This window comes from Streptomyces sp. NPDC088246, assembly GCF_044741025.1.
Classification (GTDB): Bacteria; Actinomycetota; Actinomycetes; order Streptomycetales; family Streptomycetaceae; genus Streptomyces.
Map to the genome: position 1 here is coordinate 1 of NZ_JBIURV010000054.1, position 16,079 is coordinate 16,079.

Annotated in this window: 16 protein-coding genes and 2 pseudogenes; 9 read left to right on the top strand and 9 right to left on the bottom strand. The window is 67.8% G+C overall.

What is annotated here, in order from left to right; translation table 11 throughout:
* Window positions 1-277 precede the first annotated feature (277 nt).
* Window positions 278-886: a serine/threonine protein kinase gene (locus tag ACIPEK_RS39020; protein ID WP_402006478.1), complete on the top strand. Its 609-nt coding sequence runs from the start codon at window positions 278-280 to the stop codon at window positions 884-886.
* An 84-nt stretch (window positions 887-970) separates the two neighbouring features.
* Here the strand turns inward: ACIPEK_RS39020 and ACIPEK_RS39025 are convergent, their stop codons facing one another.
* Entirely contained in the window at window positions 971-1,438 is a 468-nt protein-coding gene (locus ACIPEK_RS39025) for an NUDIX domain-containing protein (RefSeq protein ID WP_259933723.1), read from the bottom strand.
* A 745-nt stretch (window positions 1,439-2,183) separates the two neighbouring features.
* Between ACIPEK_RS39025 and ACIPEK_RS39030 the strand changes: the two genes are divergently transcribed.
* A complete protein-coding gene (locus ACIPEK_RS39030; protein ID WP_402006481.1) occupies window positions 2,184-3,023 on the top strand; it encodes a hypothetical protein in 840 nt (279 codons plus the stop codon).
* Here the strand turns inward: ACIPEK_RS39030 and ACIPEK_RS39035 are convergent.
* From ACIPEK_RS39035 to ACIPEK_RS39045, 3 genes are read right to left on the bottom strand one after another with little or no spacing between them, the layout of a single operon-like run.
* Window positions 3,011-3,817 (bottom strand): aldo/keto reductase, encoded by an 807-nt coding sequence (locus tag ACIPEK_RS39035; protein WP_402006484.1) that lies wholly within the window; start codon window positions 3,815-3,817, stop codon window positions 3,011-3,013. The two genes, ACIPEK_RS39030 and ACIPEK_RS39035, sit on opposite strands and share 13 nt — an antisense overlap.
* Entirely contained in the window at window positions 3,727-4,938 is a 1,212-nt protein-coding gene (locus ACIPEK_RS39040; protein WP_402006487.1) for a JmjC domain-containing protein, read from the bottom strand. The genes ACIPEK_RS39035 and ACIPEK_RS39040 overlap by 91 nt, the downstream gene beginning before the upstream one ends.
* Window positions 4,939-4,947: 9 nt before the next feature.
* Window positions 4,948-5,121 carry a hypothetical protein gene (locus ACIPEK_RS39045; RefSeq protein ID WP_385134170.1) on the bottom strand — a complete coding sequence of 58 codons (174 nt, stop codon included), beginning with the start codon at window positions 5,119-5,121 and terminating at the stop codon, window positions 4,948-4,950.
* Between the two features lie 687 nt (window positions 5,122-5,808).
* Here ACIPEK_RS39045 and ACIPEK_RS39050 point away from each other — a divergent pair.
* From ACIPEK_RS39050 to ACIPEK_RS39070, 5 genes are all read left to right on the top strand, one after another.
* The gene (locus tag ACIPEK_RS39050; RefSeq protein WP_259933728.1) at window positions 5,809-6,012 is read left to right on the top strand and encodes a hypothetical protein; all 204 of its coding nucleotides are present in this window, start codon (window positions 5,809-5,811) and stop codon (window positions 6,010-6,012) included.
* Window positions 6,012-6,749, top strand: coding sequence for a restriction endonuclease (locus ACIPEK_RS39055; protein ID WP_402006491.1), 738 nt, complete (start codon window positions 6,012-6,014; stop codon window positions 6,747-6,749). Before ACIPEK_RS39050 ends, ACIPEK_RS39055 begins: the two co-directional genes overlap by 1 nt.
* Window positions 6,739-7,446: a restriction endonuclease gene (locus tag ACIPEK_RS39060; RefSeq protein WP_402006493.1), complete on the top strand. Its 708-nt coding sequence runs from the start codon at window positions 6,739-6,741 to the stop codon at window positions 7,444-7,446. The genes ACIPEK_RS39055 and ACIPEK_RS39060 overlap by 11 nt, the downstream gene beginning before the upstream one ends.
* Before the next feature lie 626 nt (window positions 7,447-8,072).
* On the top strand, window positions 8,073-8,804 hold the full coding sequence (locus ACIPEK_RS39065; RefSeq protein WP_402006496.1) for an NUDIX hydrolase: 732 nt from the start codon (window positions 8,073-8,075) through the stop codon (window positions 8,802-8,804).
* Window positions 8,805-8,945: 141 nt separating this feature from the next.
* Window positions 8,946-9,290: a MazG nucleotide pyrophosphohydrolase domain-containing protein gene (locus ACIPEK_RS39070; protein ID WP_189281739.1), complete on the top strand. Its 345-nt coding sequence runs from the start codon at window positions 8,946-8,948 to the stop codon at window positions 9,288-9,290.
* A 578-nt stretch (window positions 9,291-9,868) separates the two neighbouring features.
* Here the strand turns inward: ACIPEK_RS39070 and ACIPEK_RS39075 are convergent.
* The 3 genes and pseudogenes from ACIPEK_RS39075 to ACIPEK_RS39085 all read right to left on the bottom strand — a co-directional run bounded on the left by ACIPEK_RS39075 (window position 9,869) and on the right by ACIPEK_RS39085 (window position 12,978).
* Window positions 9,869-10,539 (bottom strand): annotated as a pseudogene (locus ACIPEK_RS39075) (IS6 family transposase).
* A 115-nt stretch (window positions 10,540-10,654) separates the two neighbouring features.
* A complete protein-coding gene (locus ACIPEK_RS39080) occupies window positions 10,655-11,326 on the bottom strand; it encodes a hypothetical protein (protein WP_093900453.1) in 672 nt (223 codons plus the stop codon).
* Window positions 11,327-11,328: 2 nt separating this feature from the next.
* Complete coding sequence (locus ACIPEK_RS39085; RefSeq protein ID WP_402006500.1) at window positions 11,329-12,978, bottom strand: polymorphic toxin-type HINT domain-containing protein; 1,650 nt, start codon at window positions 12,976-12,978, stop codon at window positions 11,329-11,331.
* Between the two features lie 24 nt (window positions 12,979-13,002).
* On the opposite strand from ACIPEK_RS39085, the gene ACIPEK_RS39090 reads away from it, so the two are divergent.
* Window positions 13,003-13,926, top strand: a complete 924-nt coding sequence (locus tag ACIPEK_RS39090) for an SDR family oxidoreductase (RefSeq protein ID WP_402006502.1) — start codon at window positions 13,003-13,005, stop codon at window positions 13,924-13,926.
* Between the two features lie 219 nt (window positions 13,927-14,145).
* Here the strand turns inward: ACIPEK_RS39090 and ACIPEK_RS39095 are convergent.
* A pseudogene (locus tag ACIPEK_RS39095) lies at window positions 14,146-14,253 on the bottom strand (FAD-binding oxidoreductase); the annotation flags it as partial.
* A 101-nt stretch (window positions 14,254-14,354) separates the two neighbouring features.
* Complete coding sequence (locus tag ACIPEK_RS39100; protein ID WP_402006505.1) at window positions 14,355-14,765, bottom strand: NUDIX hydrolase; 411 nt, start codon at window positions 14,763-14,765, stop codon at window positions 14,355-14,357.
* Window positions 14,766-15,092: 327 nt separating this feature from the next.
* On the opposite strand from ACIPEK_RS39100, the gene ACIPEK_RS39105 reads away from it, so the two are divergent.
* Window positions 15,093-15,350, top strand: coding sequence for an integrase core domain-containing protein (locus ACIPEK_RS39105; RefSeq protein ID WP_402006547.1), 258 nt, complete (start codon window positions 15,093-15,095; stop codon window positions 15,348-15,350).
* Window positions 15,351-16,079: the final 729 nt, after the last annotated feature.

Below are 16,079 nucleotides of genomic sequence, written 5' to 3' on the forward strand. Positions count from 1 at the left end.
ATGGTCAGCAGGCTGACCGCGAGCCCGAGCCAAATCGGGCAATACCTCCGCCCGAAACCGCCCGCGGCAGCATGAAACGGTACCGAACACCCTCTTAGAGGTCACCCACGTGGCCGCGTTCGAGACCTACGTTGGAGACATTGGAACGATCTTCCGAACGTTCGCCGATCAGGACTCCGGGTGCACCTCATACGGAGTGCTGGTCGACGGGCAGAGCTGGTTCGTGAAAACGGCCTCAACACCGGAAGCCGTGTCGTCGCTACACCGCGCTGAGTCCGTGCACCAGGCCATCACCCACTCGACCATCGTGCCACTGCTGCACAGTTTCTCGGCGCAGGACGGACTGGTCCTCGTCTACCCATGGGTCCCTGGCCAGGTTCTCTACCACCCGACCGTGTCCCATCACGGAGGCCGGGCTGCGCCCGATAGCCCGATGGCATGTTTCCGACGGCTGCCTCTCCCTCTGATCCACGCCGCCCTGGGTGCCATCCTGGACGCCCACCTCACCGTGGAACAGGCAGGGTTCGTTGCCGTTGACCTCTATGACGGCTGCATGCTGTACGACTTCGAAGATCACCGGATGATGCTGTGCGACCTGGATGAGTACCGACCAGGTCCGTTCACTTTGGAGACGGACCGGCTTCCCGGCTCCCGGCGATACATGGCGCCGGAGGAGTTCGTACGCGGTTCATTGATCGACATCCGGACAACAGTGTTCAACCTCGGCAGAGCCCTCCGTCTCCTCCTCGACGCCGGCGACGAGGAGGAGCAGTGGCGCGGCACCCCCCACCAGCTGTCCGTGATCCGGCGAGCGACGGCAGCAGATCCACCGGCAAGGTTTCCCTCCGTGCGTGCCCTCGCCGACGCCTGGCATGGAGCAGCCTGAGCGAGCCGACGCTCCCTCGACAGCCAAACCGACCCTAGGGCCGTTGAGGCTGACGAAATCCGGCATCCTTCCCTGCATCGCCACTCACGCCTCGCGGATCGAGGTGTCGAGCACGGAGACGATCGCGTCGGCGTTGGCGGCGATGAAATCGGCCAGCTCCGGCGGCATCAGGTTCAGCTCGCGGACTGCCTCGGCCGTAAAGGGCACCCGGACCACCTCGTACCCGCCCCGCTCCGGCTTGGCGAACTCTGTGCCCGTCCGGGCGGCCAGGTCCATCGATTCCAGGCGCGCGGCGAAGATGTGCTGGACGCCGATGCCGCCCTCCAACTCGTCGGTGATCAGGTGGACGAGCTCGGCATGCTCCAACTTGCCGCCGAGCTCTTCGAACACTTCGCGGTGCAGGGCCGCCTCGATGGTGGCGTCGTCGTCCTCGACGCCGCCGCCGACCGACACCCAGTACGGCTCCCTGCCTGGCTTGGTGCGCTTGATCAAGACCAGCTCGTCGCCGTCGAGGAGGATCGCGCGAGCGTTGCGTTTGACGATGTCGGTCATGCCGATTGCTCCTTTGGTCGTGGCACTGGGAGGGGAACGCCTCCGAGTTCGCGGGGCTGCACTCCGGGCCTGCGGACTCAGCATGGTGGACCGCACGTGCTGTGCGTGACGTACAAGCGCTGCACCAACACCGCATCTCTGCCGAACATCCGTAGCTACACCGGGTGTTGCGCATCCACGCGAGACGGCGGACGGAGGTTCGGTGGCGGTCAGGGTGCAGTGGCGGTCGGGCCGGGAGTCCCGGATGCTTCGCGAAGCGATGCGGATGAGTCTTCCCGACTTCGCCGCCCACCTGGGCATCAGCGACCGCACAGTCTCGAAGTGGGGTGCCGGCGGGGAGAGTTACTACCCACGTCCCATTCACAGGCCGTCCTCGACACTGCTCTGGCCCGCTCGCCGGACGAGGCGAAAGCGCGATTCGCCGAAGCCCTTGGCGGGCTCAGCGAGGCCCCGCCGCTCGCCGCCGGGATAGGCGTCGACTCCCACAAGTTCTTGCCCGTCTTCATCGGGGTCGAGCGCGTCCGCCAGCTACACGCCGATATGATCACGGCCTCGGCCGACGGCTGGCTGGAGTCCTCGGCGGCTCGCCTGCACCACCCGGAAGCCTTAACGTGCACCCTCCACGTCGGTCAAGACTCATGCACCGACAATTCTGACAGCGGGTTGCCGACCCGCTCCCGGCGAGAGCTATGCCTTGCCCCAGATCTCCCTCAAAGTGCAACTGGGACTTGGTACGTTCAGGCGTATGACGCTGCGTTCGGTGGATCTACGCAAGGAACCCGTGGAAGCCGTACTGAACCGTGTGGAGCGGTCGCTGGGGGTGTGCCTGGACCAGGGGACGGTGGTCCGTAAGCGCCGGTCTCTGGGGGCGCGTACGGACCGCGATACGTGGGTGCGTATCGAGCGGCGCGGACTCGACCGGATCGGGGTCCAGGGCGGGGACGGCACCGCGTCCGCCGAGGCCCTGCTCGGGATCGCGAAGCCGGCCTGGCTCGCCGGCGTCGCGTGGCGGGACGAGACGGAGGCGGTGATGTGGCGGGCGGACGAGACGGAGCTGCTGCCGGGGCCGCCGGTGGGCAGCGCCGTGGTGGCGGAGGGTCCGCAGCTGTCCGATGAGTGGTGGGCCGCGCTGAACGCGTCCCTGGATGCTCTCGCCGCGCAGCACACCAACCGGATCGCGACACCGGATACCGAGACCCTCACACAGGAACTGGTCACGGGAACGGTCCACAGCGTCTTCCCCTGTGTCGATACGTCCGTGGTCGAATGGCGTCCGGCTCATGCGGATTTCAACTGGGCGAATATCACGGCGCCGGTGTTCTGCATGTTCGACTGGGAGGACTGGGGCATGGCCCCGTGCGGCCTGGACGCGGCAAATCTGTGGGGGGCCTCCCTCGCCGTCCCGGCTCTGGCCGATCGCGTCCGCAGCGAGCGGCGTGAGGATCTGGAGAGCCGGGACGGCAAGCTGATGACGTTGTTCGTCGCCGCGAAGATCCTCGGCCCCTACTCCGATCCCGAGGACCCCCGCCTGGCCCCCGCGCGGAAGGCTGCGGAGCAGCTGCTGCGGGAGCTTCAGGCGAGCTGACGGGCTTTGAGGAGCTGCCGGTACTCCCGGACTGCCTTCTCGTCGACCTCGTACGTCAGGGCCTCGGTCAGCTCCCGCAGGTGATTGATGTTGTCCGTGCCGACCGCGACCGCGTCAACCCGGGGCAGGTCGTAGGAGGAGCGGAAAGCGGCCTGGACCTTCGTGGCTGATGGGGGATTCCGCAGGAATACCCGCGGATCGAAGCGCTCCCACACTGCCTTGGCCGTACTTCCGCCGAAGGGGCTCATGCCCCATACCTGCGACGGACACCATCGCTTCGCCAGGGCCTCGGCTGCTTCGAGGACGTCGACCCCGACCAGCAGTCCCGCCCGGATCATGAGGACATCAGGGCGCGGAGCGTCGAGGGTCATGAGCGGGCGCGGATCCCAGGTCGAGACGCCCCAGGAGTGGCAGAGCCCTGCCTGTGTAGCGTCGGCCAGGACCGCGCATGCCTGTGCCAGCGTCTCGGCGTCGGGTGCCGAGTGCTCCGGGTTGTGGAGGAGTACCAGATCCGGCTCCTGCCCGAGGTCCTTGATGGCTTGCTCGGCGGCTGTGCGCAGCCGGGTGGGAGCGAGGCTGTGGCCTTCGGGGAAATACCCGACCTTGGTGGAGACCGAGAATTTTGGCAGGAGATCGCCGGCTGTTGTCTTCAGCACCTCGTGGGAGCGATGGCTGAGGTAGTTGGACGCTGTGTCGAGGCGTGTTACGCCGAGGTCGGCGGCGGCTTCGAGTAGGTCACGGGCGTGACCAGACCGGTATAGCCCGAGGACGACATTTCCGTCAGTGGTTCGCACAGCCCCTCCGTGATCAGCAGGTCGGCCAGGGTGGTGATGTCGTCGGGGGCGTCATCGAGGTAGACCGGGTGGCCCGACAGGAGCGCACGGAGGCCCGGTTCTGCGCGTTCGTGGAAGGTCAGCCGCTTGCCACCGCCGCAGACTTGGACCGTGGCGCCGGAGCGGACGATGGTGGGAGCGAACTCGGTGGCGGCCGCGACTTTCTCCGGGCGGCCGAAGGCAGCCACATGCGGCATGTGGCGTGCGGGCGGGGTGTTGGACCGCAGTTCGTCCAGGTACCGCTCGGGGCTGTGGGTGGCGGCCAGAGCGCTGAGCTTGTCCGTCAGTATCTTGTGCGCGGTTTCTTCGGCGCCCTCCAGGTCGCGGCGGAACGCTTCGTCGGCGCGGGCGGCGTCGGAGAGGAAGTTGGCCCACGTGACGCCGGTCCGTTTGGTGAACCCGAACGTCACATGCAGCGAGTGTCCACCGCTACCGGAGCCGACGCGGGTGGCGGTGTGCCAGAAGCCGCGCGGGATGTGCATGACGTCGCCGGCCCGCATGGTTCCCTTCCACAGCACATCCTCCGAGGGCGTGCGGTTGCGTTCGGCGTCGCGGTACATCGGCGCCGGCCGGGACGGTCCGCGCACCTCCCACGATTTCTCGCCCGAAAGCTGCACGGCGATGACCTCGTGATCGTCCCAGTGCAGATGGAATCCGTCGGTGTCACCGACCGCGAGGTATGCGTTGGCAGAGGTCAGTTCGCCACACCACCACCCCAGGGCCCGGCAGGCGACTTCCAGCGTCGGGTCGAAGAAGTCCACGTGGTCCAGGACTACGGTGCCGTCGTCGTTGAGGATCCGTCCAAGGGCCGCCATGTCTGCCTGACTCACGGCCTGCCTGCGCCGGTTGACGTTGGTGGACAGGAACGTGGACGGATGAATTTCGTCGCCCTCGGCGTAGCAGCGCAGCTGCGGGTTGGCCAGGTGGCGGCGCTTGATCAGGTCCAGCAGTTTGAGTGGGGTCAACAGCCGTGCGGGCAGCTCCGGGTCCGTGAGTCGGCCGCGTGCGAACGCGGTCCCCACGGAACCCGGCCCGTCCCAGCCGAGAGCCTTCTCGATGTGGGTGACGAGCCGGTGCTCCATGGGTTCCCCTTACTCCTTCGGGAGGTTCAGGTCGCGGTTGTCGCCGTCATCGCCCGCGCTGTTCTGCGAGCTGGTGACGTCGGACCGCTCGGACTCGCTGCGGTCGTGCGCGGTCGCCAGCTCCTCCACGGCGATCAGAAGCTCGGGGCTGGTCCCCGCCTGCGTGGATGCCCTCTCTGCCATCTTGTGCCCTTCCCTTCGGTTCTCCCACCCGGCTCCGGGCGAACTTCTGAGTTAACCCGTGTCCACCGCATGGCAGTAGGACGGGATTCGGACAGTGGTGCAGGGTGCCCCCGCTCCTCCTCGAGGGAAGAGGAACAAGGGCGGGTTCTGCCCGTGCCGACTGGCTGGTCTCGGGCACCGAGTTGTCCAACTGGGGGTCCAGCGCGGCCGACCAGCTCAGCGCCGTCCACGAGGCTCGCGCCCGGCTCGGCCTGCCCCGTTCCCCTCGCCGACCGATCACCGAACTCTTCCGTATCGGGGGTCTGCTGTGTCCGGCGGGTAGTCGAGAAGCGTCGCGGCGCCGCATCCGGGCGACGTCGCGTAGGGGCGCACGGGCGCATACGCGGGAGCGCACCCCCTGTCTTTCTCGCCAACTTCGGCCTACCCGGCGGATCCGCTCTGACCAGCGGTTTCCTCGGCTGCCGTGCGGTGCCTGGTCGGGGCGCACTCAGCGGTCGCGGCGCTCGGTTCTCCATAGTCACCTGGTCATTCACCTCACGTTCGGCTGCGGATGGAAGGCCGTGCACGGTGGTGGCCGGTTTGGAGTGATCGCGGTGCGGTTCTGCCGGGTTGGTGTCGGTGGTCGCTGCTACATCCATGTCAGAAGGGCCGCGCTGTGCGGCCGTCAGTTCCGGGAGGGGAAAGTTCATGACGCCTGAGGGCTATCACCGGGTGCGCGGCCACATCCGCCGGAATCCGACCCGGCGGTCCGCGAAGAAGATGAGCCCGTGGCTGATCGCCGGGATCGCCGCCGTGGTGGTGCTGTGGGGGCAGTTCTTCGGGTTCGAGGCGGCCGCGCCGGCACAGCCCGCCACGCCCGGGGTGACGGCGACGCCGTCGGCCGGCCGCTGATGAGCCGGCGACGCTTTACGATCCGTCGGCCGCGTGGCGTGGCTGAGTACGGGGCGGCGGCCCTGGTCGCCGCCGCAGCGGTCTCCTTGGTGGTGCGGCTGCTCGTGTGGGTGGGCGAGGTGCTCGTACGGTGGTGGCCTGTCGTGGCCGTGCTCGCTCTGCTTGGTATCGCGGTCGGCGCCTGGCGCGCTGCGGCAGCCGCGCGCGAGCACACGGCACGAGCACAGCGTCTGTCCGTGCTGCGGTTCACCCTGGCGGAGATCGACGCGATGGACGACCGGCAGTTCGAGTTCGCGCTGCGGGACCTGCTGATACGGGACGGCTGGTCGGCCCGGCAGGTCGGGCAGCAGGGCGACCAGGCCGCCGACGTCATCGCCGGCCACCCCACCTACGGGCGGATCGTCGTCCAGGCCAAGCACACCAAGGTCGCCGCGAAGGTCGGCTCCCAGGTCATGTACCAGGTGAAGGGGACAGCCGGCCCCGTCCACCGGGCGAACTCGGCAGTGGTCGTGACGAACGGCAGCTTCACCCGCGACGCCAGGGAGTGGGGAGACCGGCATACGATCGGCTGGGCCGACCGCGAGCGACTGCGTTCGTGGGCAGAGCTGGGCGTGCCACTCCATCAGATCCTGCGACTGCCCACCCTCGTGCGCCGACGGCTCTCCGGCACTCGACAACCGTTCCCCGCTCCGTACGGACGGACGGCCTCAAAGGGGAGGACGAACGGTGTTCGATGAAGACGGCTCCCTCGACCCTTTCCTGAAGGTCCTGCTGTATGCCCTGCTGGTCCTGGCCGCCGGGAAGATGCTCTGGGAGTGGCTGACCGGCACCGTCATCGACTGGATCACCGTGGACCTGTGGGGCGCGGTCACCGAGCACCCCTGGTGGACCGCGCTCATCGTGCTCGGCTCCCTCACCGCACTGTTGCTCCTCGCCCGGCTCGCCGGCGCCGTCCTCGACCTTCTCACCACACGCGCCGTCGCGGTCAGCGTGGATGCGACACCCGTTGAGCCGGAGCCGACCCTGCTCACCTACCGGATGAAGCAGCTCGAAGCCATGAGCCCGACCGGGTTCGAGCATGCGTGCGCCGAACTCCTCGCCCGGGACGGTTTCCTCCATGCCCGGCGAGTGGGCGGCTCAGGCGACCTCGGCGCCGACGTCATCGCCAGCGACCCTGACGGCCTCACCGTCGTGGTCCAGTGCAAGCAGCTCAGCCGGCCCGTCAACTCACCGGCGATGCAGCAGTTCAACGGCACAGCCCGTCCGGAGCACGGCGCCGACCACGCCGTCATTATCGGGCTCAACGGATTCACCCGGCCCGCGCTCGACTTCGCCGCCCGCCACCGTCTCATCACCATCGGCCGCGAGGACCTCAAGAGATGGGCACACGGCACCCACCTCTACGACATCATCCGCGCCCTCACCGCCCCGTAGCCCCGGCGCCAGGCCGCGAACCGCTCGGCCCACCATCCCGTCGTCAACCCCGATTCGTGATGCAGGAGGAGCACCTTGGATGTCCGCCGTGCCGACCGCCATGACGCAGCCCAGCTCACCAGGCTGCGCCGCATCATGCTCGACACCACGCGGCCCGCACCGGACCACGAATGGCTCACCGCGTGTGCGGCGGCCTTCGCCGACTCCTCCGAGCACCCCGCTTCGTCGCCTTCGTCGTCAACGCGCCCAACGGTGCCGGTCTCGCCTCCTGCGCGGTCGGCACCTACGTCCCCCGCTTCCCCAGCCCCACCAGCAACGCTCCGTGTTCCACGGCGAGATCCACGCCGTCGCCACCGACCCCGCCCGGCACCGGCGCGGCTACGGCCTCGCCGGTGTGACCGCCCCCATGCAGTGGCTCGCCTCCCAGGGCTGCTCCTCCGTCCGCCTCAACGCGCTCCCCCGAAGTACTCCCCCTCTACGCCCAACTCGGCTTCCGTCCCATTCCCTCGCCGGCCATGACCTGGACCTGCCGGTAGGAATGGCCTTGGCAATCTTCAGGAAGCGAGGAGCGCGTACCGGCCACTTTCGACCAAGTCAAACGCCCGGACGGGCGGAAAGGACCTCCAATGCAGCCCCGACATCTCCCTGTCGAGTTCCTCGACGCGCACCAGATCAACCTCATCGAGCACCCTCCCCCCGCCCTGTCACCGCAGGAACAGGGCAAAGTCGACCGTCTCTGGGAGGAGACGAAGGCCCACAACCCCACCGCCTTCGATGGCCCCCTCGTCGCGAGCCTGGGCATCGACCCGTCAGGGCCCGGCCCGTTGGTGGTGCGATGGGCCAGAATGACGTACCGGCACCGGGCCCTGCGGCAGCTCCGGCCGCCCGAAGAAGTCCCCGGGGCCGTCTTCGTCACCGTCCTGTTGCCCTCCGAGGACGGACCCGCGGTCGGACGCAGTTCCCCCACCACCGCGACGCCCGGCCGCTGGACCCTCCCCGGCGGCACAGCGGAGCCGCCTGCGGCCGGCCACCCCCTGGACATGGCGTCACTCCGTCGGCATGCCGCCCGCGAGCTGGCCGAGGAACTCGGCATCCACGCCGCCGACGAGAAGCTGCGGCTGTGGGGCCTCACCCGAGGAGCACGGTTCGGCAGCCTTGGCTTCCACTTCCTCGCCCCGTCCGTGCCCAGCGCACTCGTGCGTCGCCGGCACGCGGATCTCACCGTGTCGGAGACGGAGCGTGGAAACGTACCCGAGCTCGACGAGATCGCCTTCGTGTCGTCGGCCGAGCAGGCTGCCTGCCTCGGCTCGGGCGCGGACTACCTGCACCAGGTCCTCTGCCGGTACTTCTCGACCTGAACACGCGAGCTGGTCCGACGCTCCTGTCGACGTCGCCACGTGCTGCCACGCTCGTCTCAGAAATCGAGCCAGCTCCCGGCACCTCCTCGTCACGGACGGGGCAACTCACTGCAGCACACTCACCCCGAAGGGACAGACTCCGTGGACCTCGACGAATTGAAGCGGCAGGCGATCCGCATCCACGACCGCTATGACGAGCTGAACCGTCGTGAGCGCGGCCGAGTCTGGACACGCAGCGAATTCATGCTCGGCTTCATGGGAGACGTCGGCGACCTGGCCAAGCTCGTCATGGCGGAGGATGGCGCGCGAGAGAACCTGGGCGGCCGAGCTGCCCTGGAGCACGAGCTCGCCGACTGCCTCTGGTCGGTACTCATCCTGGCTCACCGCTACAACGTGGACCTCGAACGCGTCTTCCACCGCACCATGGCGGAACTCGACGAGAGGATCAGCGCTCGGCTTTCTCAGGGAGGCGACCCTGTCACGTGAGCCTCGGAGCTTTCCGGCACCACCATCGTTCGGCGTGCCCGATTCTGCTCCCACTGGGCTCCACCCGTAGGGCCGGTGAGAGTGGGGCGGGGCAGTTTGGAGACGTTCCGGACGCGAGTCTTGCCCCGCTGACGTCCGTGACCGCGTCGCCATGCTGAGGGAACTCCGCCGTGTTCTTCAGCCGCGTGGCCGGCTCATCGTGTCCACGGGCCACCCCCGCCAACTGGCTCGCCAACGGCAACAGCTACTTCGACGCCCGCCACGTGGCCGAGACCTGGTCGGAGGGAATGACCCACCGTTACTGGCCGCCAGTCCCTCCAAGCGTGGATCGACGACTTCACCACCGCCGGTCTCAACCTCTGACAGATTGTCGAGCACCGCCCAGCCGCCTCGATGGCCCAACAACACCCGACTACGTACGACAAACTGACCCGCGGTGCTTCATCGCCTCGCCTTTCGGGCAGCCCGCCGAGGCTGTAGGCCAGCCCTACCGCTCATGAGGGCGCTGTCAAGTTGTTGAGTATGTCGGTGCCTGACGGCGCGTTGGGGCATGGTGGGCTTGCGGTCCAGGCCTGTGGTCAGGCTGTGGTGGGCCGGCTGGCAGCTTGGGTGATCTGGTCCCAGATCGCGAAGCGGACGGTCATCTCGGCTCGGTGGTCGGAGGCTGTCATCAGGTGGCGGTGAGGGCGGAAGTGGGGCGAGCTGCCGCTGAACGCGGACAGGAACCGCTGGGCCCCGCCTACGGAACGGAATCCCTTCATCGCGCGTTCACGCTGCCGCCTGGGCTGGTAGGAGTTCTCCGCCCGGTTGTTCACCCTCGTGGGAGCGGTGTTCCGCCGAGGGCATGACCTCGGCGGTGCGCCGCGCTGTAGGAGCGGAGCTCGCCGGTGACGACCACCCCCGGCACCGTACGGGTCTTCTTTATCAGGCGGCGGAAGAACCGTCTTGCCTCGGTCTTGTCCCGCCGATTCTGGACGAGGATGTCGAGGACGTTTCCATTCTGGTCGACGGCCCGCCACAGATACTTCAGCTCGCCGTTGACCTTGATGAAGACCTCGTCCAGGTGCCACTTGTCCCCGGGCCGTGGCCGACGGCGGCGCAGTCCGTCGGCATAGGCCTGTCCGAACTTCAGACACCAGCGGCGGACCGTCTCGTAGAAGACGATGATGCCGCGCTGCAGCATCAGCTCCTCCACCTCACGGAATGACAACGGGAAGCGGAAGTACAGCCACACGCAGTGGGAGATCACCTCGACCGGGTACCGAAGACGGTGCCGGTGGACCGGATGGACGAGGCAGAGTCGGTGTACTGACGTCTGCTGCGAGGGGTGGGCGGGACGTGCACCCCGCCCACCCCTCGTAACGTCAGTCCCTCTGAAGGCCCTGGTCGACTGCACCTTCCGGGTAGCCGAGACGTTCGCCGAGCGCCACCAGCGCTGCCCGGCACGGGCCGTCTAGCGGCAGCGCGTGGCGTTTGACCGCGCGCAGGAAGAGCCGGAAACCGAGGTCGGCACACGCCCCGGTGATCACCTGCTCCAGCGTTGGTACCAGGGGGGCGGGCAGCGGCAGCGGGTTGAACACCTCTCCTTCCTCGTGCGCCCGCGTCAGCGCGGCGGCCACCGCAGCCGTCGCCCTGTGCACCGCGGCGCACAGCGACTCGTCTGTCACGGGGTCGGCCGGGGGCGGGGTGAAGCCGGGGTCACGGTGGGATTCCGCCGCGAGCCAGGCCGATTCGATCCGCTCCAGCCACTCCCGCGCTCCGACCTGCTGCTTGGCCGGGTCGAACGCGTGGTCGGTTGAGCCGACCCAGGCCGTGCGGATCGTGTCGTCCGCCAGGCCGGAGTCCAGTAGCCGCCGTACGTCACGGCCCAGCTGCAGGGACGCCGGGTGGCCGAGCTCCCGGACCGACCGTTCGGTGATCAGGAGCATGGCCGAGACCGGCCCCCGCTCGATGAGGCAGTCCATCTCCGCAGGAGGCAGGTCCGCCAGCTCATCGCACTGCTCGGAGAGCCAGGTGAGGCCGGTCTCGTATGTCATGTTTACTCCGGGTAGGCGGTGTAGACGACCCAGGTCTTGGGCTTCATATGCCCCTTGGCGAACTTCAGCTGGATTACCACCGTGTTGCCGACGGCCTCGCCTGCCGAGCTGCCGCCTTTCACCCACTTCGTACCGAGCGAGGCGCCGTGCCCGGTGACCTGCAAGCAGATGGGCAGCAGGTCCTTTCTCGGGTCGAAGCCGATGCCCTTGCCGGCCCGCTGGGCCTGCCTGAGGCGCCAGGCCTCCAGCTTGTCCCCGTTGCCGGGCAGCTTGATCCAGTCTGCCATGGCCTGGTCGACCGCCGCGACGGCGATGTCCTTGCTGGCCCACTGCGTGGCCACGCCGTCCTTGGCCAGCTTGTCGGCCAGCTTCTGGGGGCTGAGGTCCACATGGTCCTCGAGGGTGTGCGCACCCTCGAGGCCCTCGTCGGCGAGGATGTTGGTGCAGTTGTGCACCAAGACGTCGCGGGAACGCTGCCCGGCGGTGCCGACGTAGAACGAGTGGAACCCGTCGACCGTGAGGTCGAACACCTCACGGGGCGCCAGGCTGGCGCGGTCCCGCAGGCCCTGCACCCGGTGCCGGCTTCCGTCGGGGGTGCGCAGGCGGTCGCCCACCCGCAGGTCCGAGACCAGCGTCCAGCCGCGCTCCGCGACGTAGAACCGGTGACCGGCCGTGCTGGTCAGGACTCCGCCGCTCACGGTGATGTCCACCAGCCGCGTGGTGTCGTGGCTGAAGGTCGCGGTCACCGGCTGGGCCGCGGACTGCCCGCTCTGCGGATCGGTGGCCAGCACCGTCTCACCGACGTGCACGTCGCGGATCGCCTTGTGGGAGCCGTCCGCCATGAGTACCTGGGTGCCTCCGGGGAAACTGTTCCGGATGCAGGTGGTAACCAAGTCCTCGTACGTGTCGACAGTGTTCTCGATCTTGGCGAGGGTCGCCGGGGCGACGTCCAGTGCCTTCAGCGCGTTGAACGCCTCCCGCACCCCGGTGCCCGTGCGCATGGCGGTCTTCAGGGCGTTGAGCCCCTCGACGACCTTGCCCAGCGCCTTACCCGGGATGAAGTTGGACGCCGCCCAGGCGCAGCCGGACACACTGCCGTGCCAGCAGTCCAGGAAGTCCTGGACCAGGATCTGCTTGCCGATCTCGAGATAGGTCTTGAGCAAGCCCTGCAGGATCTCCAACTGAGTGAATGTCTTGGTGATGTCCTTCTTCAGGCCGGTGAAGGGATCTGAACCCAGGTGCACCGTGTCCACCGAGGGGCAGCCCGACTGGGTCGCCGGCACGTTGGAGTTGGTGCACAGGTAGTAGTCGACCTTGACGTCGAAGGTGTAGGTGAAGGTGACCGTGCAGCTCGTGCCGAGGCCGGGCGGCAGCTCGCACGGCTGGTGCTGCCTGACATCCGTGACCTTGACGCTGTCCTCGTCCACGACGAAGAACGTGCCGCCGCCGAAGCTGGTGCCGGCGCCGTCGCTGACCGTCTGGTTGGCGGCCTTGCGTTCGGCGGACTCGGCTGCCTGCTGTGCTGATTCGGCGTAGGCCTGGGCGTCCTTGGCGGCTTCCTCCGCCGCCGTCGCGGCGGCGTCGGCCCGCTCGTGACGGATGCCGGTAGGCCGCCTCTTCGCGTGCTTCCCCGTTCCACCGCGGGGCAGCAAGGGGTTCCACTACCGTGTACCGGCATGACTGTGCTGATCATCGGAGCCAGCGGGTTCCTGGGGACCGAGCTGGTGCACCAGGCGACGTCCGCAGGTCGCGTCACGGCCGCGACGTTCAACTCCCGCCCTGGCGACGCCTCCGGCACCTCGTGGCACCACCTGGACCTACGGCATCCCCGTCGACTCGACGAGATCATCGACACGGTGGCACCGAGCATGGTGATCAACGCGTCCAGCGGGGAGGCCGACTGGGCAGTCACTGCGGACGGCCCCGTCCGCCTCGCCGAGGCGACGGCGAGGCGGGGGATCGGCCTCGTGCATGTCTCCAGCGACGCCGTGTTCTCCGGGACCCACGTGCACTACGACGAGACGGCTCTCCCCGATCCTGTCACCCCCTACGGGGCCGCGAAGGCCGCCGCTGAGACCGCCGTGCGACTCCTCCACCCGGCCTCGGTCGTCGCCCGCACCTCCCTGATCATCGGCAATGGCCGATCCGCGCACGAACGAGTGGTGCACGAGCTAGCCGGCGGCGCGCGGGAGGGGGCCCTGTTCACGGACGACATCCGCTGCCCTGTGCATGTCGCCGACCTGGCGGCTGCCCTGTGGGAGCTTGCGGTGTCCGACGCAGCCGGCGTCTTCCACCTGGCTGGATGCGATGCCCTCAGCCGCTACGCACTCGGTGTACTCATCGCCCGACGCGACGGCGTCGACCCCTCCCTACTGCCCGTCGGCCGCCGCGCGGACACGCACCTCCTGGGAGCCCTGGACGTACGCCTCAACAGCCAGGCCACGCAACGTCGGCTGAGCATCAGGCTCCGCGGGGCCAGGGAATTCCTCGGCGCCGCCACAGCTGCTGCCGACGCCGACGCGATGCATGCCGATGCCGAGATCTTCGACCAGGTCCGGCCCCAGACAGAAATCCTTCCCAACTGCGAGGACATCGTTTGATGCACCCTCACAGGGCACATCGCTTCCCAGGGCGTCCTGCGTGAGGGCCGCGGACCCGTCGAGCTGCCCCTGACGGACGCCGATCCACAGCAGCGGCGCAATCTGGAGGGCAGTCGGGGGTATAAGTACGAGCTGTACCGCGACGGTGCGCTGCTCTACCGCTCCCCGTCTCTGATGCTCGGTGGCACCCGGAGAACGGCCGACGGCTCCCTGGTCGTGACCGGCGCCCCTTCCGTGCCCGTAGTCGTGCACGACCACGGTGCCGTCCTCCCACCGCTCCGCCTCCACGCGGACCGCGGCGCGGGTCGGCCGGGCGCCGATCCGGTGCCCCGGCCTCGGCAAGAACGACGCCGGTAGTGAGCCTGCCACCCCAGCACCCGCAACGACAACGCGCTCTCGTGTGCTCAAGGGAGCCGACCCGTGGGTGCTCACGAGAGCAGAGCCTCGTCGAGGTAGTTTTGCACTGGTTCGAATAGCCCATACGGAACGTACTGCGGGATTTGGCCGTGAGTGGCCCACGCCAGTTCGGCGAGCTCTTCGACGCTCGCGACAAACGCCGTGCCGCTGAGGGGTCGGCATGCGATGTAGTGGATCTCCCGGCCCGTCACAGGGTGAACCCGTTGTCCCAGCAAACTGGTCGGGGTCACCAGGAGCCCCGTCTCCTCCTGGGTTTCACGCACTGCAGCCTCTTCGGGAGCTTCGCCAGGCTCGATCTTCCCTGCCGGGAACTGCCACGAGAGTACGCCTTCCGCGACTCGTCGCCTCACGAGCAAGACTCGCTCGTCCTGAACAACGATGGCAGCGGCGACTGCTGTCTGAGCCTCTATCGTCACGGGCATTCCCCCTACCGTCGGAGAGCACGCGGCGGGAGGGTGCGGCCTGCCTGATGAAGCGCGCGAGCGTCCGCTCGTCCCTGTTCTCGGTGGACGTCGAGGTGACCGAGCATCAGTCGGTCCAGAGCTCCGGCAGGGCGGTCGTCATCCGCCCAGCGTGTCACGCGACGGGAAGCTGGCTCCATGCCTCGATAAGACCCTTTACCAGAGACACAGTCTCGCCCGTGCCCCCTGCCCTGCGTCGGGGCGTGAGGGAGGCTGGAGCGATGGTGGTGGCACAGGGACTGGGGCTCAGAGCACGTCTCCCGGCGATTCAAACGCGCCTGTCGGCGCCTGGGCGCAACGCAGTCCATGGGCCGGGTCGGGTCGTGTTTCGACAACGCCGTCAGTGAGGCGTTCAACAGCGTGCTCAAGGTCGAGTACGTCCACCGGCACACCTTCAACAGCCGCACCGAGGCCCGGCTGAGGATCGCGACCTGGATCACCGGGTTCTACAACACGCATCGACTACACAGCGTGTGCGGATACCACAGCCCGATCGACTACGAACAAGACCACCCGGCCGACTCCGCTTTGGAGCTGGCCGCATAGAAGATCTCCACAGTTCGAGGGTTTTGACACGTGGTCGACCGCCGGTAACTGTGAAGACGCTTGAGGCCGCCGTCGTTGCGGACCCTGTTGACATACGCGGATGCCTCGACCCGCCCGAGGAGATCACGCAGCGTTGCACGGTCTGCCTTTCCGTGGTGAGTTAAGCGGTCGCCGACGATCTGCGTCTGGCTCGGTTGTCGCTGTTCGGACTGTGCTTGGTGTGCCACCGGCCAAGTTTGACGCACGGTCAGCATGGTTCGCATTAAGAAACTACGGCGTGGACGGAAGAGTGCCGTTGCTCGCGGGTGAGCGTGCTGGGCAGTACAACTTGGCTCGCTGCGCCAAGAGTTCTGACAGGAATGAGACCGTACGGTCCGTTTTGGTGCATGCGATGCGAGCGGAATGCCTCGACCGAACCCGAATCCTTCGCTGCCGCAATCTGCCCAGATGGTGACCCAGGTCACTCTTGACCGATCCTGATCTTGGTCAGATATTTGGCTGACTTTTGTGAAGGCTATGTAGGTAATGGGGCGGGGCATGTGAATGGCGGGGTGTGGCGTCGAGTACGTCACGGTGTGTGCGCGCTGGTTGTTGCGGCCACAGTGGCGGGTTCAATTCCCGCTCTGACCTGGCAGGCCGTGGCTGTGCCCGCATCCTCTGGTGAAGCTGCGGGGGAGTCAGCATCGCCGGAGTCGAGAGCTTCGGCTGCTGCGGCAGCGTCGGGTGAAC